The following is a 23,814-nucleotide window of genomic DNA, read 5'->3' as shown; positions in this document are numbered from 1 at the left end:
CTGCTGAAACACGAAGAGGCCCCTCGGTTTCCGAGGGGCCTCTTTCGCGTGGGGCGTCAGTGGGCGGTGCCGCCGTCGGCCTTCTCCTTGGCCAGGCGGTCGGTCTCGCGCTCGTACGAGCGGCCGATCTCGGCCTCGGCCTCGGTGCGGCCGACCCAGGACGAGCCCTCGACGCTCTTGCCGGGCTCGAGGTCCTTGTACACCTCGAAGAAGTGCTGGATCTCCAGGCGGTGGAACTCGTTCATGTGGTGGATGTCGCGCAGGTGCTCGAGGCGCGGGTCGTTCGACGGGACGGCGATGACCTTGTCGTCCGGGCCCTTCTCGTCGGTCATCCGGAACATGCCGATCGCGCGGCAGCGGATCAGGCAACCCGGGAAGGTGGGCTCCTGGACGAGCACCATCACGTCCAGGGGGTCGCCGTCCTGGCCGAGGGTGTCGTCGATGAAGCCGTAGTCGGCCGGGTACTGCGTGGCCGTGAACAGCGTCCGGTCCAGCTTGATGCGGCCGGTCTTGTGGTCGACCTCGTACTTGTTGCGCTCCCCTTTGGGGATTTCGATCGTGACGTCGAACTCCACGGCGTCCTCACTGCTTCTTTTAGATCCGGGCGTGCCCGCACGTCGCGGGCGGCAACCTCAGCGACTGTCTTGACGTCTCCTAGTGTGGACTACGGCCTGCCCGGCGGTCGCATCGATGTCGGCCGGGAGGCATGTGAGCTTGGCCCCTTCCGGGGCAGGTGAGAAGGAGTGGTGGGTGCCGGAAAACGACCAGCCGATGTGGCCTTCGTCGGACGAAGACCGCTCGTCGTCGGGTGCGGGCAAGACCACTCCGATGTCGCTGCCGGACACCCCACCGGCGTCAGCCGGACGGGTGAGCGTGCCGAAGGTCACAGGCAGTGAAGCGCCGAAGGGCTCGTGGTTCGCGCCGAACGTCGAGCCGGAGCCGGTGCCGGGCTTGAACGCGCCGGTCGAGCCGCCGGAGCCGCCCGAGCCGCCGCCCGCGGTCAAGCAGGACCTCGCCGACCGCCTCGGCGGCGCCCCGAAGCCGAAGCTGCCGCAGCAGGCGCCGGAGCCGAAGCCCGCCGAGCCAGAGCCGGAGCCGGCCGAAGCCGCCGAGCCGGTCGAGGCCGAGCCGGAGCCCGCGGAGCCGAAGGCCGCGGAGCCGAAGTGGGACCCCGAGAGCACCCGGCAGATCAAGGTCGAGAAGCAGGAGAAGCCGGAGAAGGCGCCGTGGGTGCCGGTCGAGCGGAACGTCTGGCCCGGCGGGAAGCCGGAGCAGGGCGAGCCGAAGAAGCCGGACGAGCCGCAGCAGCCGTGGCGCGAGGAGCTGCAGCACTGGCGCGAGACGCAGCAGCGCGGCGAGACGCACCAGCAGCAACAGCGGCCGCCGGACCAGCAGCGGCCCCAGGACCAGCAGCAACGCCGTGACGAGACGTCGTCGCGGCCGAACCCGGACGCCCCCTGGGCGCAGCGGATCGACCTGCGGGAACACCGCGGCGACCGGCCCGCCGAGCCCGGCGAACGCCGTCCCGGCCTGCCGCCCGAGCCGCCGCGCGGGGTCGTCCCGTCGGCGTCGGCCGGCTCGCTGGCCCGGCCGATGCGGATCGAGCCGGACGGGCGGCAGTTCGACGCCGAGGCGACCGTCGGGATCGAACGGCCCGCCCAGTTCCCCGGCGCCTTCCAGCAGCAGCCCCAGCCCCGCAACGAGCAGCCCCAGCCCCGCAGCGAGCCGCAAGCCGAGCCCCCGACACCGGAGCCGCCCGCTGCCGAGGCCGCGACCGCCGCGGAGCCGCCGAAGAAGAAGCGCAAGGGCAAGCTGATCGCGATCGGCGCCATCGTGCTGGTGGTGCTCGTCGGCCTCGGGGTCGCCGCGGCCATGCCGAAGGTGTCGAACCGGCTGGGCCTGCCGTGGGCGCCGAACGCGCCGAAGGGCGACAGCCCCGACCCCGCCGCGGCCAGCCGCGTCTTGCAGGGGCCGAACACGTCCGGGCAGCCGCCGACCGCCAACGGCGTCAAGTCGGCGCTGGCCGGTGCGGCCGGCAGCAGCGCGCTCGGCCAGCTCACCGGCAGCGTCGTCGACCCGGTCAGCGGCACCGAGCTGTGGAACCGCAACGCGACGTCGCCCGTCACGCCCGCGTCGACGACGAAGGTGCTTACCTCCGCGGCCGCGTTGCTCTCGATGGACCCGAACACCCGGCTGTCGACGAAGATCGTGCAGGGCACCGACCCGGGCACGGTGATCCTGGTCGGCGGCGGCGACCCCACCCTCACCTCGCTGCCGCAGGGCACCGAGTCGCCGCTGTACCCGAGCGCGGCGCACGTCGACGACCTCGTCGCGCAGGTCAAGAAGGCCAACCCGGGCGTCAAGAAGGTGCAGGTCGACCTGAGCCTGTTCAAGGGCGCGACGACCGCGCCGGGCTGGGCCGCGGGCGACGCGCCGTCGACGTTCGCCACCCAGATCTCGTCGGTGATGGCCGACGCCGGCCGCACGGACCCGAAGAACAACAACTCCCAGCGCGTGCCCAACGCGGGCAGCGCGCTCGCGGGGACGATCGCGTCGAAGCTCAGCGCCTCGGCCGGCGGCCAGGCGACCGCGCCCAAGGACGCCAAGGTCCTCGCCGAGGTCAAGTCGGCCCCGCTGACCGAGCTGGTCTCCGACACCATGGAGCTGTCCGACGACGTCCTCGCCGAAGCCCTCGCCCGCCAGGTGGCCATGGCCAACGGCCAGGAAGCCAGCTTCGCCGGCGGTGCCGCCGCGACGCTCAAGGTGCTGAAGGACCACGGCTTCGACACGACCGGCGTCCAGCTGTCCGACGGCAGCGGCATCTCGGACCAGAACAAGATCCCGGCGAAGCTGCTGTCCCAGGTCCTCGCGGCCGCGGCGGGCCCGGAGGGCAAGCACCCGGACACCGCCAAGCTGCGCGCGCTGCTGGCCGGCCTGCCCGTGGCCGGTGCGTCGGGCACCCTCGCCGACAAGCGGTTCGACACGGCGGGCTCGCAGGCCGGCCGCGGCTGGGTGCGGGCCAAGACGGGCACGCTCACCGGCGTCAACACCCTCGCCGGGGTGGTGCTCGACCAGGACGGCCGGGTGCTGGTGTTCGCGTTCATGTCCAACGGCTCGGACACCGACGCCGGCCGGGACGCCCTGGACGTCCTCGCTACGGGCCTCCGGAAGTGCGGCTGCGGCTGATCGCGTACCGGTCCGTGTGCGAAGCGTGCGGAAGTCGTGGCCGGAAACCCGCTCCGGGCAGGTAGCGTCGAAAGGGTGAGTCAGGAAACCGACACCCGGCCCATGGTCGACTGGTCGCTCGCCGCGCAGACGGGGGCGCTGCTCGTGCGCGGTGGCCCCCAGGTCCCGCGCGACGAGGCCGAGGCCGCCGTCACCGATCTGCGCGAGCTGACGATGGCGGCCGAGGGACACGTCCGCCAGCTGACGAACCTCGGGCTCGACCTGCCGCTGCTGCCCGGCGAGGTCGTCGACCGCCCGGGCTGGGTCCGGTCCGCCGCCGCGGGCCTCGACGCGCTCACCGGGCGCGCGCTGCCGCAGCAGGGCGGGCCGTTCGGGCCGATCCTCGCCGGCGGTGCCGGCGTCCAGACCGGCCTGGTGCTCGCGTTCCTCGCCAGCCGCGTGCTCGGCCAGTACGACCCCTTCGGCGGCCCTGAGCGCCAAGGCCAGCTGCTGCTGGTCGCGCCGAACGTCGTCGCCGCGGAACGCGCGATGAAGGTGCCCGGGCGCGACTTCCGGCTCTGGGTCTGCCTGCACGAGTGCACCCACCGGCTCCAGTTCACCGCCGTCACCTGGCTGCGCGACTACTTCGCCGACGAGGTCGAGCGGCTCGTCTCCGGCTTGGCCGGCGGCAGCAACGACAGCCTCGCCGACCTGGTCGGCCGGCTGCCCGAGGCGATCAAGCAGGGCCCGAAGCTGAACCTCGCCGAGCTGCTCCAGTCGCCGAAGGACCGCGCGGTGTTCGACCGGCTGCTCGCGCTCTCGACGTTGCTGGAAGGCCACGCCGACTACGTGATGGACGCCGTCGGCCCGCAGGTCGTGCCGAGCGTCGACACCATCCGCGCGCGGTTCTCCGCCCGGCGCAAGGGCGGCGGCGTCTTCGACCGGCTGCTGCGCGCGCTGCTCGGCGTCGACGCGAAGATCCGTCAGTACGAAGAAGGCGCGAAGTTCACGAAGTACGTCGTGGACGCCGTCGGTATGGCGGGCTTCAACGCCGTCTGGCGCTCGCCGAACACCCTGCCGTCGCGTGCCGAGATCGCCGATCCGGCCGCCTGGGTCCGGCGCCTGCACGGATGACCGGGCCGGCGGTCGCGGCCGTCCGGCGGGCCGTCCGCGGGTTCCTGGAGAGCGTCGAGGCGCCCGCCGAGCTGTGCGTCGCGGTCTCCGGCGGCGCCGACTCCCTCGCGCTGGCCGAGGCCACGGCGTACGTCGGGCGCCACCGCGGCCACCGCGTCCGCGCGCTGGTCGTCGACCACGGCCTCCAGGAGGGCTCGGCGAAGATCGCGCGCGACGCCGCCGCGGCGGCGAAGTCACTGGGCGCCGACGAGGCCGAGGTGCGCCGGGTCGACGTCACCGGACCGGGCGGGCCCGAGGCGGCCGCGCGCAAGGCCCGCTACCGCGCGCTCGCCGGCCACGATCTCGTCCTGCTCGGCCACACCCTCGACGACCAGGCCGAAACCGTCCTGCTCGGGCTCGGCCGCGGCTCCGGCCCGCGCAGCGTCTCCGGGATGCGGCCGCACGACCCGCCGTGGGGCCGGCCGCTGCTGGCGGTGCCGCGCGCGACCACCCGGGCGGCGTGCGCCGAGCTCGGCGTCGAGCCGTGGGAGGACCCGCACAACGCCGAAGCGCGCTTCACCCGGGTCCGGCTGCGCACCGAGGTCCTGCCGCTCCTGGAGGACGTCCTCAACGGCGGGGTGGCGGCCGCGCTCGCCCGCACGGCCGCGCAGCTGCGGGAGGACAGCGAGGCGTTGGACACATCGGCGGACAGGATCTTCACCCGTGCGGGCGGCGTCGAAGGGCTGGATGTCGCAGTCCTCGAAGGCGAGCCTGCGGCCCTGCGGCGGCGGGTTCTCCGCAGGTGGCTGCTGGAGTCGGGGGTGCGCGAGCTCACCGACGGGCACCTCCGGGCGGTCGACGCGCTCGTCGCCCGGTGGCGTGGTCAGGGTGGCGTCTGGTTACCCGGCAACTTGGAAGCACGACGGTGCCGTGGCAGGCTCTGCGTCATCTCCCAACCCACCACCCGAGGGGACTGACCCGTGTACGAGGGCGAAATCGCCTCCGTGCTCGTCACCGAGCAGCAGATCCAGGACAAGATCACGGAGCTGTCGGCGCAGATCGCCGCCGACTATCCGGCCAACGGGCAGGGTGAACTCCTGCTGGTGGGTGTCCTGAAGGGCGCGGTCATGTTCATGACCGACTTCGCCCGTGCGCTGCCGCTGCCGACGCAGCTGGAATTCATGGCCGTCTCTTCCTACGGCTCGGCGACGTCGTCGTCCGGTGTCGTCCGCATCCTCAAGGACCTCGACCGCGACATCGCGGGCCGCGACGTGCTGATCGTCGAGGACATCGTCGACTCCGGCCTCACGCTCTCGTGGCTGCTGAAGAACCTGGCCAGCCGCAACCCGGCCTCGCTCGAGGTGGTTTCGCTGCTGCGCAAGCCGGACGCGGTCAAGGTCGACGTCCCGGTGAAGTACATCGGCTTCGACATCCCGAACGAGTTCGTCGTCGGCTACGGCCTGGACTACGCCGAGCGCTACCGGGACCTGCCCTACATCGGGACGCTGGACCCGAAGGTCTACACGTCCTGACGGACGGGGTTCACCGACCGTTCACCGCAATTACCGGTTTCGCGGAACCCCGGCGCCGCCGATCGCGTCATACGCTCTGATCACGTGCGTTAACCTATGCGAAGACATTGTCGTGCCCGCGGTGACCGGGTCGGGGGAACGGGAGAGAGTTCTGATGGCGAACAGCAGCGCTGCCGACGCGAACGCCTTCAAGGCGGCCGCCGCGGCTGGTCAGGTCGGGATCGACCCCGACGCCGCGCAGACCGTGCTGAACAAGATCCGCACCGGCAAGGACGCCGTCGAGGCCCTGCTCAGCGGTGCGGGCACGCTCGCCCAGCCGCCGAAGCTCGGGGACAACCCGGTCGGCAACGCGATGGCGGCGAAGTTCGTGCAGCGCGCGGACGGCGGGGGCGACTCGTACGCCGCCGCCCTGCAGAACCTGCTCGACCAGTACTCCGCCGCCGAGGAGGGCATCGTCACGGCGATGTCCCGGTACCACGAGATCGACCAGGCCGCGGCCGACCCGTTCCGCAACGCCTGAGCCCAGAGGGGGACTCGAAGTCATGGCTCCGAACCACAGCGACCAGCCGTCGACCGCCACCACTGACCCGGGCTCGCTGGTCCCGCTCGGCGACAACGCGTCGGCCCAGAACATCGTCGCGGACGCCCGCGGCCGTTCCGACGGCTTCGACATGGGCAGCGACCGCGCGATCGCGAACCCGCCGAACTGGAACGCGCAGGCCAGCCAGCAGCTCTACGACGGCGCGGTCAACAACAACGACCCCGGCACGGCCGAGGCGACCGGGCAGGCCTGGTCGCACCACGGCAGCGAGCTGAAGCAGGCCTCCGACCACCTGTACAACGCGATCTCCGAGCTGGGCAACGCCTGGGTCGGCCGCGGTGCCGCGGGTGCCCAGGGCGCGCTGGTGGCCATCGCCAACTCGGGCTCGCAGGCCTCCGAGGCCGCGCACACGATGTCGGACCGGCTCGCCCGGCAGGCCGCCGCGGCCGCCGAGGTCAAGAAGATGCCGGCCCCCAAGGACTACGACCCGAAGCAGTCGATGGCGGCGGCACTGGCCGGCGGCCCGGCGGCGCTGGTCGCCGACCAGAAGGCCCAGGCGGACGCGGCCAACGACGTCAAGACGCAGCAGGTCGCGTTCTTCAACGCCTACACCAAGTCGATGAGCGACGTCGACAGCTCGACCCCGAGCTTCGGCCCGGAGTCGCTCGGCATGAAGCCGACGGGGTCGCACAACTCGATCTCGTTCGACGGCATCAGCAGCGTCGGCGCCACCGGCCCGGTCCACGGCCTCGGCGGCGCGGGCAACGCGGTCTTCGCCTCGAGCGGCGGGGGCTTCGGCGGCCACGGCGGCGCGTTCGACGCGCAGCACTCGGCGTTCGCCCCGAACGCGGCCCACGGCGGCGTCGGCGGGACCGGCGGTTTCGGCGGCCACGAAGCGGCGGCGGCGCTCGGCAGCGACGTGCCCGGTGGCACCGCGGCCGGGACGACCGGCGGCACCACCACGGGTGCCGGCCAGGTGCCCGGTGGCGCGCAGACCGGCGGCGGCAGCAGCAACCCGCTCGGCAAGATCGGCATGGGCCTGGGCATCGGCGGCGCCGCCGGCGGTCTCGGCGCCCTGGCGTCCCGCGCGCTGGGCAAGGGCAACCGCTCCGGGGCGAAGTCGGAGAACGAGACGTCCCTGGCGTCGGCGGACGGCCAGGCGCAGAGCGCCGCCTCGGCCCAGGCGCCGCAGCAGGGTCTCGTGTCGTCGGCCGGCACCATCGGCGGCCAGACCCCGCCGCCGCCCGGCATGGGCGGCATGGGCGGCGGAATGGCCCCGCGCGGTGCGCAGGGCGAGCAGGACGAGGAGCACACGCACGCGTCGTTCCTCATCGAAGCCGACCCGGACGAGGCCTTCGGCGCCAACCAGGCGACCCCGCCGCCGGTCATCGGCGCGTGGTCCGAGGACGACGAAGACCGCTGATCCTGATCGGGCCGGACGCGCTTCCCGCGCGTCCGGCCCGCTTTCACATCTCTGGGGGGTGGCTCGATGCCGAACGCTGAGCTGCTGACCCCGGCCGAGCTGGACTTCCTGTGGGAGTCGGCCGGGCTGGGTGAGCTGCCGTACCCGCTGCGCGTCCGGTCGCACGGCGAGACGCTCGACGAGCGGTCGCTGTTGCGCCAGCGGACGCTGGAGGGGCTGGCGGCACGCGGGCTAGCGGACGGCCGCGGCCGCCCCGAACCGCACGTCGAGGACTACTTCGGCGTGCTGGCCACCCCCGAACTGAGCTTGGACGCCGTCCAGCTGATCGCCCCGGACGCCGAGCCGCTGCTCGCGATCGCCGGCGTACTGGGCGGTCAAGGTCTGCTGGCCGTCCAGGACACCCGCGGCCTGCACCTGCAGCCGTGCCCGGTGGACGGCCTGGCGAGCGCGATCGTCTCGCTGCTGCCCGCCGCCCCGCGCGGCAGCGAGAAGTCGATCACGGTGCCGCTGGAGCAGCTGGTCGGCGCACACGGCGTCGACTTCCTGCAGCGCCGCGGCAACCCCGAGGACCGCACCAGCGCCGACGACGACCGCAAGGCCCTCGCCCGCCTGCACGCCCAGCCCCGCCTGCGCGGCGGCCAGATCGCGGCGAACGCCCGCACCCGGATGGGCGCCCGCAGCCGCACCCCGGTGCTGAGCTGGTTCGACACGGAGACGGGCCGCTACTTCACCCAGGCATCCAAGGGCCACGACGGCCGCGACTGGATCACGATCGCCCCCGCCGACGCGGCAACGCTGCGCCACCGGCTGGGCGAGCTGCTCGCGGGAGCGTCGGCGACCAGCTCGGTCTGACCCGGCTGCCTGCTTTAGCGGGCGGATTCCGGATCCCGTCGCCCGGCTTGCCTCGCGCCCGCACCCGGCGCGGCCCCGCGAGTGGCTGATTCCGGACATCGTGAGCACCGGTCCCGCACGATCACTGCCAGGAAGCTACCCCGCGGCCGAGGTGGGTTCGAGAGCTGCTCACCGGCTCAACTCGTGCCCCCACCCCGGCGCTGCCTCGCGAACGGCTGATTCCGGACACCGCCGCCCACGCCCGGCTCGACTCGCGCTCGGCGCGGCCCCGCGAGTGGCTGATTCCGGACACCGTGAGCACGGGTCCCGCACTATCACTGCCAAGAAGCTGCCTCGCGGCTGAGGTGGGTTCGAGAGCTGCTCACCGGCTCAACTCGTGCCCGGCCCCGGCGCCGCCTCGCGAACGGCTGATTCCGGACACCGTGAACGCGGGTCCCACACCATCTCTGCCAAGATCGGCCCCGGGTTCTCCGAGCGTGCCCAACCGGCAGCGGGAACGGTCCCGTTCTGTCGGTGGTGCGGGCTACGCTGAGCGAGAATCCGATCCGGGAGAGTAGTGATGCAAGAGTTCTTCTCGCCGCTGGCGTTCGACTTCCTGTGGGAGTCGGCGCGGGTCGGTGAGCTGCCCTACCCGCTGCACGTCCGGTCGCACGGCGCGACCGAGGATGAGCGGGTCTCGCTGCGCCACCGCACCGACGTCGAGCTGAAGGCGCGTGGCATCCGCGAGCCGCGCGGCCGGCTGGCGCCACCGATCGAAGACGCGCTGGAGCTGCTGGCCTTCGCGCCCCTGACCATCGACGCGCTGCACATCCCGCGGTTCGAGACCCCGACGGTCGGGGTGCTGGCGGCGGCCGACGACACCAAGGGCGTGCTCGCGGTCCAGGACGCCGACGGCATCTGGCTGCGGGACGTCCCGCCGGACGCGCTGGTTTCCGCCGTCATCGGCGTGCTGCCCGCCGGGCCGCGGGGAACCGAGGCCTCCGTCACACTCCCGCTGGACGACGCCCTGCACACGGCCCCCATCCGGGTGCCCGTGTCGCTGCCGGCGTCCGGTGAGGAAGAGAACAAGGGCAAACGCCGGACACCGCTGAGCGAGCGGGTCGTCGCCGATCCGCGCGAGGCCTACGCTCGGCTCGCCGGGCAGCCCCGGCTGTGCGGCGGTCAGCTGGCAGCGAACAGCCGGTCCCCGGTCGGGGCCAAGCAGCGGTCCCGGGTGCTGGCCTGGTTCGACACGGCCACCGGGCGCTACCTGAGCCTCTCCCGTGCAGGTACAGACGGTCGGGAGTGGGTCACGGTGGCCCCGGCGGACCCGCCGACACTGCGGACCCGGCTGGGCGAGATGGTGAGTGGTGTGTCCGACGGCACGCGATAGCGTGACAGAGGTGTAGGCCGAACGGGAACCAGGACGCGGTATCGCCCGTTGACCTGCGAGAGGCTCACAGGGGATGAACGCGGCAGCGGACGGTACCCTGTTGGGACGGGTGTCCAGGCACCACGGGTTGTCAAGATCGTGATGGCGGGTATCACAGGAGCCGCCCAACCAGGGAGGGTCGAGGCCACCAGGGCCGAGTCGTATGAACCGGAAGAGCGTGCTCAGGAACCCACTGCTGTGGATCGTCGCGGGGTTGCTGGCGTTGTTCGCGTACAACACGATCTTCGACAGCGATCGTGGGTACACCCAAGCACCCATCTCGGTGGCGAACTCCCAGATCACCACGAACAACGTCAAGGAAGCCAGCCTCGAGGACAAGGAACAGCAGGTCAAACTCCTGCTGAACAAACCTGTCGACGTCGATGGCCAGCAGACCACCCAGCTCATCGCGCAGTACCCGGCCAACGCGTCGCTTGAGATCTACGACAAGCTGCTGGCCGCGAAGAACGGCGATGGCGGGGTCAAGTTCACCACCAAGGTCACCCAGCAGGGTGTACTGACCCAGATCCTCATCTTCGCCATCCCGCTGGCCCTCGTGCTGGGCCTGCTGATGTGGATGATGAACAACGCCCAGGGCGGCGGCAACCGCGTCCTCAACTTCGGCAAGTCCAAGGCCAAGCAGCTGAATAAGGACATGCCCAAGACGACCTTCGGGGACGTCGCGGGTGCCGACGAGGCCGTCGAAGAGCTGTACGAGATCAAGGACTTCCTCCAGAACCCGGCGCGATATCAGGCGCTCGGCGCGAAGATCCCGAAGGGCGTCCTGCTCTACGGGCCACCCGGTACCGGCAAGACGCTGCTCGCGCGAGCTGTCGCGGGTGAAGCGGGCGTGCCGTTCTACACGATCTCGGGCTCGGACTTCGTCGAGATGTTCGTCGGTGTCGGTGCCTCCCGTGTGCGTGACCTGTTCGAACAGGCCAAGCAGAACGCGCCGTGCATCATCTTCGTGGACGAGATCGACGCGGTCGGCCGCCAGCGCGGCGCCGGCCTCGGCGGCGGCCACGACGAGCGCGAGCAGACGCTGAACCAGCTGCTCGTCGAGATGGACGGCTTCGACGCCCGCGGCGGCATCATCCTGATCGCGGCCACCAACCGGCCCGACATCCTGGACCCCGCGCTGCTGCGCCCGGGCCGCTTCGACCGGCAGATCCCGGTCTCCGCGCCCGACATGCGTGGCCGTCGCGCGATCCTCGAGGTGCACTCCAAGGGCAAGCCGATCGCGCAGGGCACCGACATGGGCAGCCTGGCCAAGCGGACCGTCGGCATGTCCGGCGCCGACCTGGCCAACGTGCTCAACGAGGCCGCACTGCTCACCGCCCGCAAGAACGGGCACGTGATCAGCGACGTCGAGCTGGAGGAGTCCGTCGACCGCGTCGTCGGCGGGCCCGCCCGCAAGAGCCGGATCATCTCCGAGAAGGAGAAGAAGATCACGGCCTACCACGAGGGCGGGCACGCGCTCGCCGCGTGGGCGATGCCGGACATCGAACCGGTCTACAAGCTGACCATCCTGCCGCGCGGACGCACGGGCGGGCACGCGCTGCTCGTCCCGGAGGACGACAAGGACCTGATGACCCGCTCCGAGATGATCGGGCGGCTGGTCTTCGCGATGGGTGGCCGCACGGCGGAGGAGCTCGTCTTCCACGAGCCCACCACCGGCGCGTCCTCGGACATCGAGCAGGCGACGAAGATCGCCCGCGCGATGGTCACCGAGTACGGCATGAGCGCCCGCCTGGGCGCGGTCAAGTACGGCCAGGAGCAGGGCGACCCGTTCCTGGGCCGCTCGGCCGGCCGTCAGGCGGACTACTCGCTCGAGGTGGCGCACGAGATCGACGAGGAGGTGCGCAAGCTCATCGAGACCGCGCACACCGAGGCGTGGCACGTGCTCAACACCTACCGTGACGTGCTCGACGAGCTGGTCATCGAACTCCTCGAAAAGGAGACGCTGACCCGCAAGGACCTCGAGCGGATCTTCGCGACGGTCGAGAAGCGCCCGCACATCACCGTGTTCAACGAGTTCGGCGAGCGCACGCCGTCCGACAAGCCGCCCATCAAGACCCCGGGCGAGCTGGCGATCGAGCGCGGCGAGCCGTGGCCCCCGCCGGAGAAGGAGAAGCCGGTCCTGAAGCCGGAGCCGACCCCGGTCGGCACCGCCCAGGGTGCGGGCGACCTGCCCGGTGGTCCGCCGTACCCGGCGTCGGCACCGGACCCGAACGCCAACCCGTACGCCCCGCCGCCGCCGGGCGCCTACCCGAACGGCGGCCGCTCCTACGGCGGTCCCAACGGTGGCCCGAACGGCTCGTCCCACTGGCCGCAGAGCTACACCGGCCAGACGGGCGGCGGTGGCCCGGCGGGCCAGAGCGGCCCGCCGAACTACGGTGCCCCTCCGGGCTGGACCCCCGCGACCTCCCCCGGCGGCCAGCCGGGCCAGTCGTGGCGGCCCGGTGGCGAAGATCGTTCTCGCGAGCACGGCTGGTTCGCCGATCAAGCGGGCGGCAACCAGCAGCAGAGCGAGGGGGAACGACGTGACGTGGACGGACCAGAAAAGCCCCAGTGACGCCGACCGCCCGGTCTTCGACCAAGACCGGGCGGAGAAGGCGATCCACGAGCTTCTGCTGGCCTGCGGCGAAAACCCGGACCGGGACGGCCTGAAGGACACCCCGGCCCGGGTCGCCCGCGCGTACAAGGAGATGTTCGCCGGCCTGTACACCGAGCCCGACTCGGTGCTGGACAAGACGTTCGACGAGTCCCACGAAGAACTGGTGCTCGTCACGGACATCCCGATGTACAGCCAATGTGAACACCACCTCGTGCCCTTCCACGGCGTTGCGCACGTGGGGTACATCCCCAACGCGGGCGGCAAGGTCACCGGGCTCTCCAAGCTCGCGCGGCTCGTCGACCTCTACGCCAAGCGGCCCCAGGTTCAGGAACGTCTCACCTCGCAGGTCGCCGACGCGCTCGTGCGCAAGCTCGAGCCGCGGGGGGTCATCGTCGTGATCGAGGCCGAGCACCTGTGCATGGCCATGCGCGGCATCCGGAAGCCCGGCGCGCGCACGACCACCTCGGCCGTGCGGGGGCAGCTCAAGACCTCCGCTTCGTCACGGGCGGAGGCGCTCGACCTCATCAAGGCGCGTCGGTGAGCACGAACCTTCCCGCGCCGGGGCGGTGCGTCGTGATGGGCGTGCTCAACGTGACCCCGGATTCCTTTTCGGACGGTGGCCGCTACCTCGACGTCGATCAGGCGCTGGAGCACGCCCGGGCGATGTGGACGCGCGGGGCCGACCTGATCGACGTCGGCGGGGAGTCGACGCGGCCCGGGGCGTTGCGGGTGGACGCCGGGACCGAGCTGGCCCGGGTTCTCCCGGTGATCCGGACGCTCGCCGGTGAAGGCGTGGCCGTGTCGGTCGACACCACGCGTGCGGCCGTCGCCGCCGCCGCGCTCGAGGCCGGGGCCCACGTCGTCAACGACGTCTCGGGTGGGCTGGCCGATCCGGACATGGCGCGGGTCGCGGCCGAGTCCGGGGCGCCGTGGGTGCTGATGCACTGGCGGGGCCACAGCGAGGACATGCAGGCCCTCGCGCAGTACGAAGACGTCGTCGCCGAAGTCCGGTCCGAGCTGCTGTCCCGGGTGGACGACGCGCTCGCGGCCGGCGTGGCCGAGAGTGCGATCGTGCTCGATCCCGGGCTCGGCTTCGCGAAGAACGCCGAGCACGACTGGGCGTTGCTGCGGGGGCTGGACTCGGTGCTCTCCCTCGGTTTCCCGGTGCTCGTGGGAGCTTCGCGCAAACGGTTCCTCGGCCGGCTGCTGTCCGAAAAGGACGGCACGCCGCGGTCACCGGACGGCCGGGAGGACGCGACCGCGGCCATCTCGGCCCTGGCCGCGGCCGCCGGGGCCTGGGGTGTGCGGGTGCACGAGGTCGGGGCGTCGCTGGACGCGGTGGCGGTGGCCGCGGCTTGGTGGAAGGGTTCTCCGGATGTCTGACCGGATCACGTTGACCGGCTTGCGCGTGTTCGGCCACCACGGCGTGTTCGAGCACGAGAAGCGGGACGGCCAGGAGTTCGTCATCGACGTCACGGTGTGGCTCGACCTCGGGCCCGCCGCCGCGTCGGACGACCTGACCAAGACGCTGCACTACGGCGAGCTGGCCGAGCTGGCCGCCGGGATCGTCGCCGGTGAGCCGTACGACCTCATCGAGAAGGTCGCCGGCACGATCGCCGACGCGGTCATGCGGGACGAGCGGCTCGACGCGGTCGAGGTGACGGTGCACAAGCCGTCGGCGCCGATCCCGCTGACCTTCGACGACGTCGCCGTCACGGTCCGGCGCGACCGGTGAGCCGCGCCGTCCTTTCGCTCGGCTCCAACCTCGGCGACCGGCTCGGCTTCCTGAAGCTCGCGCTGGACGCCGTCCGGCCCGCGCTGGTCGCGGTGTCGAGCGTGTACGAGACGAAGGCGTGGGGCGTCGAGGACCAGCCGGACTTCCTCAACGCCGTCTGCGTCGTCGACGACCCGGGCCGCGACCACTGGGCGTGGCTGCGCACCGGCCAGGCCGCCGAGCAGGCGGCCGGGCGCGTGCGCGAGCTGCGGTGGGGGCCGCGGACGCTGGACGTCGACGTCGTCACGGTCGACGGCGTCACCTCCGCCGACCCGGAGCTGCTGCTGCCGCACCCGGGCACGCCGGAGCGCGCGAGCGTGCTGGTCCCGTGGCTGGAGATCGAGCCGGGCGCGGTCCTGCCCGGTCACGGCCCGCTCGCCACGCTGCTGGCCGCGCGCCCGGCGTCGGACGTCGGCTCGGTCCGGCGGACCGATCTCGACCTGAAGGCATAAAAGATCGGTGAACCGGGGGTGTCCGTTACCGCCCACCCCCGGTTCGTCGCCGAACTGCGGTCCTCGTGCGGTCAGCCGCGCAGGGCCGCGATCATGAACTGCACCGCCGGCTGGGCCGTCGGGACCGGGGGCCAGCCGTTGATGGTGGCCAGCAGCTGCCAGTAGCGCTCGGCCCGGGGGTCGCCGCTCGCGGCGAAGCGGTCCGCCATCTCCGTGCGGAACTCCGGCGACGTCGCGTCCTGGCCGGGGCGGGCGGTGGCCGTCGCGATGTCGGCCGCAAGCGTTTGCCCCGCCTCCGACGTCGGCGATTCTCCGGCCGTCACGGCCGCTTCGGCGCGCGAGACCCAGCCCGGCCAGTTCTGCTGCCAGGCGTCCGCGGGCGGGTGGAACTCGCCGTCCGCGATCTGCCGGGCCTGGGTTTCGCTCAGCTCGCGGATCAAGGTGCGGAACGACGGGTCCTGGACGAGCTCGGCGAACTCGATCCACGCCTCCAGCTGCTCGGGTGACGGGTCGTCGGGCAGCTCGGGCTTCCCGGCGCGCATCCGCGCGTAGAACTGAGGGTCGATCTCCAGTCCCGAGACCATCTCGTCCCAGAACTCGTCGACCAGCCGCTTGCGCTCCTCGTCGGACATCGACGCGAGACGGTTCATCAGGTTCACTTCCTCCAGCTCGGAATCACGCTTGGCCACCGCGCGCAGCACCGCCCGGCGCAGCCGCAGCCGCCGGATCTGCTCGTCGAGCGCCTCGACGTGCCGGTTCGCCAGCTCGCCGACCGTCGCGGAGCGCGACAGGGCGGCTTCGACGTCGGCGAGGCCGAGACCCAGCTCGCGCAGGGTGCGGACCAGCTCCAGCCGGGCCATGGCCGTGGCGTCGTAGAGCCGGTAGCCGGCGTCCGTCCGGTCGGTCGGGGGCAGCAGGCCCTCGTCCGAGTAGAACCGGATGGTCTTGACCGGCAGGCCCGTGCGCCTGGCCAGCTCGCCGATGGTGAAGATCGCGGTGGTACCCACAAGACGCATGGTGAACTCTCCAGTCGGTGGAGAGTCAAGGCTAGGCGCGGGTCCGGGTGTGCGGGGGCGAGCCCCGGTACGGTTGGTACATGCACTTCACCCGGCCTCGCGACCTGGTGGTGGCCGGGGTACTCGGCCTGGTCCTCGGTTACCTGCTCTTCCAGATGGCCTACGGCTCGCTGCCCCAGCTGCCGCTGCTCGCCGGCGTCACGTTCGCGGTGCTCGCCGTGATCGAGGCCGTGCTCGCGTTCCGGGTCCGCTCCCGGATCAGGAACGGCCGCGTCGTTGCCGCTATCGGGATCGCCCGATCGGTGGCGCTGGCGAAGGCTTCGTCACTCGCCGGCGCGTTCATGGCGGGTGCTTGGCTGGCGGCGCTCGCCTACCTTTTTCCCCGACGTGACGAACTCGTCGCCGCGGTCCTCGACACCCGGGCCGCGGTGGTCGGCGTGGTTTCCGCGGCACTGCTGGTAGCAGCGGGTTTGTGGCTCGAACACTGCTGCCGGACCCCGCGCGACCAGCCCCGTGAACGGACCCGCGGGACGACCGGTTAGCGCTCGAATCCCACCGCTCGCTGGACCGAGTAGGTCTCGTTCGGATTACGAGCAGGTACGGTGTCAGTCATGACCGGCGTGGGTGACGACTCGCGCGGCCGCCTTCTGGGTAGGCCGTGGCTTGTTGTCGGATTCGTCCTCGCCATCGGAGCCACCCTCGCACTGGTGCTCAGCAACGATCTCAAGTACCTCAGACTCGGGATCGTCGCCGCCCTCTGGGCTGCCCTGATCGGCGCGTTCCTCGCCGTGAAGTACCGCAAGCACGCGGCACAGAGCGAGGACGCGGTCTCCGAGGCGCAGGCTGTGTACGAGTTGGAGCTGGAACGCGAGATCGCGGCCCGGCGCGAGTACGAACTGGAGGTGGAGGCGGAGAACCGCACGACGGCCGACTCCCGCGGCCGCGAGGAGCTCGAGGCGCTGCGCGTCGAAGTCTCCGCGCTGCGCGACAGCCTCCAGTCGCTGTTCGGCGGTGAGGTGCTGCTCGAACGCGTCGCGCTGACCGCGCAGGCGACCCGCATGCGCAAGGTGTCCGACGACAACCGGATGATCCCCGACGGCGCCCCGAAGAAGAAGCCGGCGCAGCTGATGGCCGCGAAGAAGCCCGTTCCCGAGGGCGGCGAACGGCCGACCGAGCTGATCGACCGCGTGCTCGACGAGCGCCGCCGCAAGGCGTCGAACGGCAAGCCCGCGAACGGCAAGGGGTTCGGCGGCAAGGGCAAGGGGTTCGGCGGCAAGCCGGGCACCGGCCCGAAGGCCCCGGCCAACGTCAACGCCCAGAGCACCCAGCAGATCGCCCGGCCGAAGCCGCTGAGCGACCGCCGTCCGCCCGTGCCGGAGGTCGACCCGGCGCTGAACGCCGCGCAGCGCGAGCTGAAGGCCGCCGAGCTGCGCGCCGAGGCGGCCCGCCGCCAGGCCGAGTCGCAGCCGATGCGGCTGCCGGACCCGGCCGAGGTCGCCAAGCAGCCCGAACGCCGTCCCGAAGCCCCTGCCGAGCCGACGCGCCGGGAGATGCCGCGGACCCCCGACCCCAGTGCCGAGGTCCGCCGCCCGGAGCCGAAGACCGAGATCCGCCGTCCCGAGCCGCCGCCCGCGCGCCGCGCGGAGATCTCGCGCTCGGAGATGCGGCCCGTCGAGATGTCCCGCCCCGACATCCCCCGCGTGGAGATGTCGCGTCCGGACATCCCGCGCGTCGAGATGTCGCGGTCCGACCTGCCCCGCGTCGAGCGGCAGCGGCCCGCCGAGCGGTCGCGCCAGGAGATGCGGCCAGCCGAGATGTCCCGGCCGGACCTGCCGCGCGTCCCCAACCCGAACGGCGCGCGCCCCGATCCGCGGAAGGCGCCCGAGCCGCCCGCGCGGCCGCTCCAGGGCCGTCCGGCGGCCAGTGTGCCGCCGCCGAAGCCGTCCGAGATGTCCCGGTCGGACATCCGGCCGGTCGAGCGCCCGGTGGCCGACCTGAGCGCGGCGTTCCAGAACCGCGACGACTTCGCCGAGCGGCAGCGGCCCAACCGGCCGAAGCCGCCGGAGCCGAAGCCCGCCGACCGCAAGCCGCCGATGCCGCGGGACGCCACGGCATCGCGCACCGACCTGCCCGCGGTACCCAGGCGGGATCCGGCCGGCTCGCGGACCGATCTGCCCGCCGTGCCGCGGCGCGATCCGGCCGGGTCGCGCACCGACCTGCCCGCCGTGGCGCGCCGGGACCCGGCCGGGTCCCGGACCGACCTCCCGGTCGTCCCGATGACGATGCCGGTGCCCAGCGCCGGCCCGCCGTCGCGGACCAACCTGCCGCCCGTCGTGCCGCCGACCACGCCGGTGCCGGCCGCCGACGGCCGCCGTCCGTCGCGCCTCGAGCAGTTCTCGCGGCCCGACATGTCGCCGATCCTCGACGAGCCGCCGTCCCGCCACGGTTCGCACGGTTCGCACCGCGCTCCCACGGAAGCGGCGGCCCAGGCCGAGGCGCCGGTGAACCCGACGCTGCCGGAGTCGATGCGCAGCTTCCAGGGCCGTTCCACCGGCGGCGGTCGCCGCCGGAAGCCGGACGACTCGCAGGTGATGCCCGCCGTGCCCCCGCCGCCCGAGCCATCGGGTGGCCGCAGGCGCCGTCCGGACGGCGAACCGCCGGCCTGGGAAGGCATGGTCGCCGAACGCGCGTCCATGTCGCGGCGCAACATGACGCCGGTCGACCCGGCCGACCTCGAGCGCAACGGCACCGGGCAGCACGGCAACGGCCAGAACGGCAACGGGCAGAACGGGAACGGGCAGAACGGGAACGGCCAGAACGGGAACGGCCAGAACGGCCACAGCAACGGGAACGGCAACGGCCAGGCCCCGCGCAACGGCCACCGTTCCACCGAGGTGCCGGGCAGCGGGTCGCACAACACCGGCCGGTCGGTCAGCGAGCTGCTGGCGGCCAACGGCGGCACCGGTTCGACCCCGCGCCGCAGGCGGCGTGCCGAGGACTGAGGCGAGCCGGGTGGTGGCCGCGACGGCCCCGCCGGGCCACACCCGGGGTTCGCATTCCGGTCCGTGTCCGGTCTGCGTAGGGTGACCCGCTGTGAGCGGAACCCTCTCGCCCGCGACGGGACTCGATCGCGGACGGCGGCCTCGCCGGATCACCGTGCTGCTGCCGGTGCTCGGGCTGATCGTGGTCGCCCTGTGCGGCCTGTTCCTGTTCGGCCTGGCGACGGCGCGGGTCGGCCCGCTGGCCGTCACCATCGGCGTCCTGGCCGCCCTGGTGCCGGTCGCCGGGGTGGTGGCCGGCTTCCTGTGGGTCGACCGCTGGGAGCCCGAGCCGGCGAAGTTCCTGCTGCTGGCGTTCGCCTGGGGCGCCTGCATCGCGACGATCACCGCGCTGCTCATCAACACCACCGCCGAGGCGGTCGGTGACGAGCTGCTCGGCAAGGGCAGCGGCAACACCGTCGCCGCGCTGGTGTCCGCGCCGGTCGTCGAGGAGGCCGCGAAGGCGCTCTTCGTGGTCCTCATCCTGTGGCGCCGCCGCAGTGAGTTCGACGGCGTCGTGGACGGCGTCGTCTACGCCGGGTTCAGCGCGGCCGGGTTCGCCTTCACCGAGAACATCTACTACTTCGGCCGGGCCTTCTACGACTACGGCTTCGGCGACGGGCACAGCCAGGGCGTCATCACGGCGTTCTTCCTGCGCGGCGTGCTCGCGCCGTTCACGCACCCGCTGTTCGCGGTGCTCACCGGCATCGGGATCGGCATCGCCGCCCGGACGACGACCAAGGCGCTGCGGATCATCGCGCCGGTCGCCGGGTACCTGGCCGCGGTCTGCCTGCACGCGCTGTGGAACAGCGCCGCGCTGCTGGGCGGGTCGAAGTTCCTGACCGTGTACTTCCTGATCATGCTGCCGCTGTTCCTCGGCGTGGTCTACCTGGTCATCCTGCAACGACGGCGGGAGCAGCGGATCATCGAAGCCGCTCTGCCGCACATGGCCGCGGCGCGGTGGATCGCGCCGTCGGAGGTCGAGCTGCTGGCCAGCCTGCCCGGCCGCCGCGCTTGGCGCCGTCAGGCGAAACGCCAGTCCGGCAAGCAGGCCGCGAAGGCCGTCGCCGTGTACCAGGCCAGCGTCACGGAGCTCGCGTTCCTGGACCGCCAGGAGCTGCACAGCGCGATCGACCGGCAACGCCAGCAGGAGCTGCTGCGCACGCTCAAAGCCGCTCGTGCCGAAGCCACCCGGCTCGCCCAGGAAGCGCCACAAGGGTGAACCGGTCCGGGTGAAGCTTGTCACCCGGGCTCAACGGTCCACGCTCAGCCGAGTTAGTCTCGCGCCGTCGTCCGGTACCCGGAGCGGGACTGGAACGAGAGCAGAGGGAGTCTGCCAACCATGAGCGTCCACAGGCGCACGCCATGATGAGACCTGCTCGCCTCGCGGTCGGGGTCGTTTCCGCCGGCCGGGTGGGCAGTGTGCTCGGTGCTGCCCTGGCCCGGGCGGGCCACACGGTGGTCGCCGCGTCCGGCCTGTCCGCCGCGTCGCTGGCCCGCGCCGAACGCCTCCTCCCCGACGTGCCCATCCTGCCGCCCGACGAAACCGTCCGCCGGGCTGACTTGGTCGTGCTCGCCCTCCCGGACGACGCGCTGGCCGGCATGGTCCGCGGCTTGGTGGCCACCAAGTCGCTGCGGCCGGGCCAGATCGTCGTCCACACCTCCGGCGCGCAGGGCATCGACGTCCTGGCACCCGCGGCCGAAGCCGGGGCGCTCCCGCTGGCCCTGCACCCGGTGATGACGTTCACCGGCCGCGAGGAGGACCTCGAACGGCTGGCGGCGTGCAGCATCGGCGTCACGGCGATGGCCGACGACGAAGCGGCGTGGAACGTCGGCGAAGCGCTGGCCGTCGAGATGGGTGCCGAGCCGGTGCGCATCCCCGACTCCGCGCGAGCGCTCTACCACGCTGCGTTGACCCACGGCGCGAACCACCTGATGACGCTGGTCGCGGACTGCGCGGAAGTCTTGCGCGAAGCGGGAATCGGGCATTCCGAACGCCTGGTCGCACCACTGCTTTCGGCCGCGTTGGATAATGTGCTCCGACACGGCGACCGCGCGCTCACCGGCCCGGTCGCCCGTGGCGACATCGGCACCGTCCGCAAGCACCTCGAGGTGCTGGGGGACCGGGCGCCAGACGTCGCACCGGCCTACCGCGCGCTGGCCAAGCGCACGGCGGAGCGTTCCGTGGCCGCCGGGCTGCTCGACACCGCGGCCGCCAAGGAACTCACCGACCTCCTCGACGATCCCGCCGAAGGGCATCCAGACCAGTGACCACACCGAAATTCAGCCGCGGCACCCTGAACACCTTCGCCTCGCCCGAGCAGATGAGCCAGGTCAGCCGGGCCCTGCACGGCGTCGGGCGCAAGCTGGCGCTCGTGCCGACCATGGGCGCGCTGCACGCCGGGCACCGCGAGCTGATCCGCCGCGCCAAGCGGCTGCCGAACAACGTCGTGGCCACCTCGATCTTCGTCAACCCGCTGCAGTTCGGCGAGGGCGAGGACTTCGCGGCCTACCCGCGTCCGCTGGAGGCCGACCTGGCCGTGCTGGGCGAGGACGGCGTCGAAATCGCCTTCACCCCGGCCGCCGACGCGCTGTACGCCGAGGGCGCCGCCGTCACCGTGCACCCCGGTCCGCTCGGCGACGAGCTCGAAGGCGTCGTCCGGCCCGGCCACTTCGCCGGCGTGCTGACCGTCGTGGCGAAGCTGTTCAACCTGCTCCGTCCGGACTACGCGCTCTTCGGCGAAAAGGACTACCAGCAACTGGTCCTGATCAAGCGGATGGTGCGCGACCTGAACATCGGCACGCACGTGATCGGCGTGCCGACCGTGCGTGAACGCGACGGGCTCGCGCTGTCGTCGCGCAACGTCTACCTCACACCTGAGCAGCGTGAGGACGCCATCGTCCTGTCGGCCGCCCTCACCGCGGGGGCGTTCGTCGGCCGGGACGGGGCGGAAGCGGTCCTCGAGACCGCGTGGAAGACCCTCGCCGCGCGGCCCGCGGTCGAGGTGGATTACCTGGAGTTGAGGGGAACCGACCTCGGGCCCGCGCCCGTCGATGGTGAAGCACGACTGTTGATCGCGGCCCGGGTGGGGAGTACCCGGCTGATCGACAACGTCCCGGTGTTGCTCGGTGCGGCGGTTGACCACCCAGCGCAGCCGGAGCGGGACGCAGGGGAATAGGAGTCCACGATGTACCGCACCATGCTCAAGTCGAAGATCCACCGGGTCACCGTCACCCAGGCCGACCTGCACTACGTCGGCTCGGTCACCGTCGACGAGGACCTGATGGAGGCCGCGGACCTGCTGCCGGGGGAACAGGTGTCCATTGTGGACGTCACCAACGGCTCGCGGCTGGAGACCTACGTCATCAAGGGGGAACGCGGCAGCGGCGTGCTCGGCATCAACGGCGCCGCGGCCCACCTGGTGCACCCCGGTGACCTGGTCATCCTGATCTCCTACGGTCAGATGGAGGACGCCGAGGCCGCGACGTACGAACCGCGCGTGGTGTTCGTCGACGCGGACAACCGGATCGTCCACCGGCACACCGATCCCGGCCACGCGCCGGAGGGTTCCGGGCTGCTCAGCGGCACGGTGACCCTGCCGGAGGAGGAGACGGCGATCTTCCCGGTGGCCGAGACGGCGGACGCCCGCCGGCTCGACGCGTTGCTGCACGCGGAAAGCTGACCCGCTTGCTGCTCACCGTCGACGTCGGCAACACGAACATCGTGCTGGGGCTCTATTCCGGCACCGAGCTCGTGGGCGACTGGCGCATGCGCACCGACGCGCGGATGACCGCCGACGAGCTCGCGCTGACCGTGCGCGGGCTCCTCGGCCCGCACGCGGATGACGTCACGGGGATCAGCGCGTTGTCGACGGTGCCGGCGGTGCTGCGCGAACTGCGGGTGATGCTTTCGCGCTACTACGCGAAAGTGCCGAAGATCGTCGTCGAGCCGGGGGTGCGCACGGGCGTGCCCCTGCTCGTCGACAACCCGAAGGAAGTGGGCGCGGACCGGCTGGCGAACACGCTGGCCGCGCACCACCTGCACAGCGACACGGCGTGCGTCGTCGTCGACTTCGGCACGTCGACCAACGTGGACGCGATCTCGGCCCGCGGCGAGTTCCTGGGCGGCGCGTTCGCCCCCGGGATCGAGATCTCGGTCGACGCGCTGGCCGCGCGCGCGGCGGCGCTGCGGAAGGTCGAGCTGGTGCCGCCGCGGTCGGTGATCGGCAAGAACACGGTGGAGTGCCTGCAGTCGGGCATCCTGTACGGCTTCGCGGGCCAGGTCGACGGCCTGGTCCGCCGGATCGTCCGCGAGCTGTCCCCGGGCGGCCGGGACCCGGTGGCGGTGCTCGCCACCGGTGGCCTGGCGCCGCTGGTGATCAGCGAGTCGGAGACGATCACGGACCACGTCCCGGACCTGACCCTGCTCGGGCTGCGCCTGGTCTACGAGCGCAACATCCGCCCTTAGCCCCGCGTCAGGCGCCGGCGTTCGAGAACGTAGCCCAGCGCCGTCACGGCCAGTGCCGGGAACGCGATCGCCGCCTGCGGGAACTTCGCCGTCCCCGGCGGGTCGACGGCCTTCGAGCCCGGGTAGGCCAGCGCCGAGATCTGCGTCAGCCAGTACAGCGAAGCCAGCGCGGCGCCGGCGTCGAGCCCCTCCCGGGACGAGGGCGCCCGCCAGAGCTGCCACAGGCTCGTGACGCCGAGCGCGAGCCCGAGGCTCATCGTCTGGCCGTTGTGGAACTTCGCGTGCGGTGGCCAGGCCGGGTTCTTCACGTGGGTCTCGTTCCAGTCGGCCCGGTACGGGCCCGCTGCGGTCACGAGCGACGTCAGGGAGATCAGTGCCCGGCCCCAGGATTTGGTACGCATGGGGTCCAGTC

The 23,814-nt window shown here is 72.2% G+C and carries 23 protein-coding genes; 20 read left to right on the top strand and 3 right to left on the bottom strand.

What is annotated here, in order from left to right:
* Positions 1 to 56 precede the first annotated feature (56 nt).
* Positions 57 to 575: an inorganic diphosphatase gene (locus OHS58_RS33870; protein ID WP_247058812.1), complete on the bottom strand. Its 519-nt coding sequence runs from the start codon at positions 573 to 575 to the stop codon at positions 57 to 59.
* Between the two features lie 175 nt (positions 576 to 750).
* On the opposite strand from OHS58_RS33870, the gene dacB reads away from it, so the two are divergent.
* The 13 genes from dacB to folK all read left to right on the top strand — a co-directional run bounded on the left by dacB (position 751) and on the right by folK (position 14,880).
* Complete coding sequence (gene dacB, locus OHS58_RS33865; RefSeq protein WP_328645189.1) at positions 751 to 3,186, top strand: D-alanyl-D-alanine carboxypeptidase/D-alanyl-D-alanine endopeptidase; 2,436 nt, start codon at positions 751 to 753, stop codon at positions 3,184 to 3,186.
* Positions 3,187 to 3,288: 102 nt separating this feature from the next.
* Entirely contained in the window at positions 3,289 to 4,299 is a 1,011-nt protein-coding gene (locus tag OHS58_RS33860) for a zinc-dependent metalloprotease (protein ID WP_328649902.1), read from the top strand.
* On the top strand, positions 4,296 to 5,255 hold the full coding sequence (tilS, locus tag OHS58_RS33855; RefSeq protein ID WP_328645188.1) for a tRNA lysidine(34) synthetase TilS: 960 nt from the start codon (positions 4,296 to 4,298) through the stop codon (positions 5,253 to 5,255). Before OHS58_RS33860 ends, tilS begins: the two co-directional genes overlap by 4 nt.
* 3 nt (positions 5,256 to 5,258) lie before the next feature.
* Entirely contained in the window at positions 5,259 to 5,810 is a 552-nt protein-coding gene (hpt, locus tag OHS58_RS33850; protein ID WP_326944934.1) for a hypoxanthine phosphoribosyltransferase, read from the top strand.
* A gap of 154 nt (positions 5,811 to 5,964) precedes the next feature.
* A complete protein-coding gene (locus OHS58_RS33845) occupies positions 5,965 to 6,330 on the top strand; it encodes a hypothetical protein (RefSeq protein ID WP_247058808.1) in 366 nt (121 codons plus the stop codon).
* Positions 6,331 to 6,352: 22 nt separating this feature from the next.
* Positions 6,353 to 7,774, top strand: a complete 1,422-nt coding sequence (locus OHS58_RS33840; RefSeq protein WP_326944933.1) for a hypothetical protein — start codon at positions 6,353 to 6,355, stop codon at positions 7,772 to 7,774.
* Positions 7,775 to 7,840: 66 nt separating this feature from the next.
* Positions 7,841 to 8,626: an ESX secretion-associated protein EspG gene (locus OHS58_RS33835; RefSeq protein WP_328645187.1), complete on the top strand. Its 786-nt coding sequence runs from the start codon at positions 7,841 to 7,843 to the stop codon at positions 8,624 to 8,626.
* Between the two features lie 556 nt (positions 8,627 to 9,182).
* Positions 9,183 to 9,998, top strand: coding sequence for an ESX secretion-associated protein EspG (locus OHS58_RS33830; protein WP_326956919.1), 816 nt, complete (start codon positions 9,183 to 9,185; stop codon positions 9,996 to 9,998).
* A 202-nt stretch (positions 9,999 to 10,200) separates the two neighbouring features.
* Positions 10,201 to 12,612, top strand: coding sequence for an ATP-dependent zinc metalloprotease FtsH (ftsH, locus tag OHS58_RS33825; RefSeq protein ID WP_326944931.1), 2,412 nt, complete (start codon positions 10,201 to 10,203; stop codon positions 12,610 to 12,612).
* Positions 12,581 to 13,195 (top strand): GTP cyclohydrolase I FolE, encoded by a 615-nt coding sequence (folE, locus tag OHS58_RS33820; RefSeq protein ID WP_326956921.1) that lies wholly within the window; start codon positions 12,581 to 12,583, stop codon positions 13,193 to 13,195. Before ftsH ends, folE begins: the two co-directional genes overlap by 32 nt.
* A gap of 35 nt (positions 13,196 to 13,230) precedes the next feature.
* A complete protein-coding gene (gene folP, locus OHS58_RS33815; protein WP_326951692.1) occupies positions 13,231 to 14,037 on the top strand; it encodes a dihydropteroate synthase in 807 nt (268 codons plus the stop codon).
* On the top strand, positions 14,030 to 14,389 hold the full coding sequence (folB, locus tag OHS58_RS33810) for a dihydroneopterin aldolase (RefSeq protein ID WP_326944930.1): 360 nt from the start codon (positions 14,030 to 14,032) through the stop codon (positions 14,387 to 14,389). The genes folP and folB overlap by 8 nt, the downstream gene beginning before the upstream one ends.
* On the top strand, positions 14,386 to 14,880 hold the full coding sequence (folK, locus tag OHS58_RS33805) for a 2-amino-4-hydroxy-6-hydroxymethyldihydropteridine diphosphokinase (protein WP_328645186.1): 495 nt from the start codon (positions 14,386 to 14,388) through the stop codon (positions 14,878 to 14,880). The genes folB and folK overlap by 4 nt, the downstream gene beginning before the upstream one ends.
* A gap of 71 nt (positions 14,881 to 14,951) precedes the next feature.
* On the opposite strand, the gene OHS58_RS33800 is transcribed toward folK, so the two are convergent.
* Positions 14,952 to 15,887, bottom strand: coding sequence for a helix-turn-helix domain-containing protein (locus tag OHS58_RS33800; protein ID WP_328645185.1), 936 nt, complete (start codon positions 15,885 to 15,887; stop codon positions 14,952 to 14,954).
* Between the two features lie 89 nt (positions 15,888 to 15,976).
* On the opposite strand from OHS58_RS33800, the gene OHS58_RS33795 reads away from it, so the two are divergent.
* The 7 genes from OHS58_RS33795 (at position 15,977) to OHS58_RS33765 (ending at position 23,402) form a co-directional block, all read left to right on the top strand.
* The gene (locus tag OHS58_RS33795) at positions 15,977 to 16,438 is read left to right on the top strand and encodes a DUF3180 domain-containing protein (RefSeq protein ID WP_247058800.1); all 462 of its coding nucleotides are present in this window, start codon (positions 15,977 to 15,979) and stop codon (positions 16,436 to 16,438) included.
* Positions 16,439 to 16,603: 165 nt separating this feature from the next.
* The gene (locus OHS58_RS33790; protein ID WP_442875483.1) at positions 16,604 to 18,898 is read left to right on the top strand and encodes a DUF6779 domain-containing protein; all 2,295 of its coding nucleotides are present in this window, start codon (positions 16,604 to 16,606) and stop codon (positions 18,896 to 18,898) included.
* A 154-nt stretch (positions 18,899 to 19,052) separates the two neighbouring features.
* The gene (locus OHS58_RS33785; RefSeq protein WP_328649901.1) at positions 19,053 to 20,156 is read left to right on the top strand and encodes a PrsW family intramembrane metalloprotease; all 1,104 of its coding nucleotides are present in this window, start codon (positions 19,053 to 19,055) and stop codon (positions 20,154 to 20,156) included.
* A gap of 89 nt (positions 20,157 to 20,245) precedes the next feature.
* Complete coding sequence (locus OHS58_RS33780; protein WP_410618578.1) at positions 20,246 to 21,205, top strand: Rossmann-like and DUF2520 domain-containing protein; 960 nt, start codon at positions 20,246 to 20,248, stop codon at positions 21,203 to 21,205.
* Positions 21,202 to 22,113, top strand: coding sequence for a pantoate--beta-alanine ligase (panC, locus tag OHS58_RS33775; RefSeq protein WP_328645182.1), 912 nt, complete (start codon positions 21,202 to 21,204; stop codon positions 22,111 to 22,113). The genes OHS58_RS33780 and panC overlap by 4 nt, the downstream gene beginning before the upstream one ends.
* Before the next feature lie 9 nt (positions 22,114 to 22,122).
* Positions 22,123 to 22,617 (top strand): aspartate 1-decarboxylase, encoded by a 495-nt coding sequence (gene panD, locus OHS58_RS33770; protein WP_326944925.1) that lies wholly within the window; start codon positions 22,123 to 22,125, stop codon positions 22,615 to 22,617.
* Between the two features lie 5 nt (positions 22,618 to 22,622).
* Positions 22,623 to 23,402, top strand: a complete 780-nt coding sequence (locus OHS58_RS33765) for a type III pantothenate kinase (protein ID WP_328645181.1) — start codon at positions 22,623 to 22,625, stop codon at positions 23,400 to 23,402.
* Here the strand turns inward: OHS58_RS33765 and OHS58_RS33760 are convergent.
* Positions 23,399 to 23,803, bottom strand: a complete 405-nt coding sequence (locus OHS58_RS33760) for a DUF6640 family protein (protein WP_328645180.1) — start codon at positions 23,801 to 23,803, stop codon at positions 23,399 to 23,401. The genes OHS58_RS33765 and OHS58_RS33760 overlap by 4 nt on opposite strands.
* Positions 23,804 to 23,814: the final 11 nt, after the last annotated feature.

It is taken from the genome of Amycolatopsis sp. NBC_00348, assembly GCF_036114655.1.
Classification (GTDB): domain Bacteria; phylum Actinomycetota; class Actinomycetes; order Mycobacteriales; family Pseudonocardiaceae; genus Amycolatopsis.
Note: the sequence above shows the minus strand (reverse complement) of the source record. Positions and strands in the feature narration are given on the sequence as shown.

What these genes read in the sequence shown, in the direction of transcription:
- OHS58_RS33860 (WP_328649902.1), top strand. Translation starts at nt 3,289, where the DNA reads ATGGTCGACTGGTCGCTCGCCGCGCAGACGGGGGCGCTGCTCGTGCGC.
- tilS (WP_328645188.1), top strand. Translation starts at nt 4,296, where the DNA reads ATGACCGGGCCGGCGGTCGCGGCCGTCCGGCGGGCCGTCCGCGGGTTC.
- OHS58_RS33845 (WP_247058808.1), top strand. Translation starts at nt 5,965, where the DNA reads ATGGCGAACAGCAGCGCTGCCGACGCGAACGCCTTCAAGGCGGCCGCC.
- OHS58_RS33840 (WP_326944933.1), top strand. Translation starts at nt 6,353, where the DNA reads ATGGCTCCGAACCACAGCGACCAGCCGTCGACCGCCACCACTGACCCG.
- OHS58_RS33835 (WP_328645187.1), top strand. Translation starts at nt 7,841, where the DNA reads ATGCCGAACGCTGAGCTGCTGACCCCGGCCGAGCTGGACTTCCTGTGG.
- ftsH (WP_326944931.1), top strand. Translation starts at nt 10,201, where the DNA reads ATGAACCGGAAGAGCGTGCTCAGGAACCCACTGCTGTGGATCGTCGCG.
- folP (WP_326951692.1), top strand. Translation starts at nt 13,231, where the DNA reads ATGGGCGTGCTCAACGTGACCCCGGATTCCTTTTCGGACGGTGGCCGC.
- folB (WP_326944930.1), top strand. Translation starts at nt 14,030, where the DNA reads ATGTCTGACCGGATCACGTTGACCGGCTTGCGCGTGTTCGGCCACCAC.
- OHS58_RS33795 (WP_247058800.1), top strand. Translation starts at nt 15,977, where the DNA reads ATGCACTTCACCCGGCCTCGCGACCTGGTGGTGGCCGGGGTACTCGGC.
- panD (WP_326944925.1), top strand. Translation starts at nt 22,123, where the DNA reads ATGTACCGCACCATGCTCAAGTCGAAGATCCACCGGGTCACCGTCACC.
- OHS58_RS33760 (WP_328645180.1), bottom strand. Translation starts at nt 23,803, where the DNA reads ATGCGTACCAAATCCTGGGGCCGGGCACTGATCTCCCTGACGTCGCTC.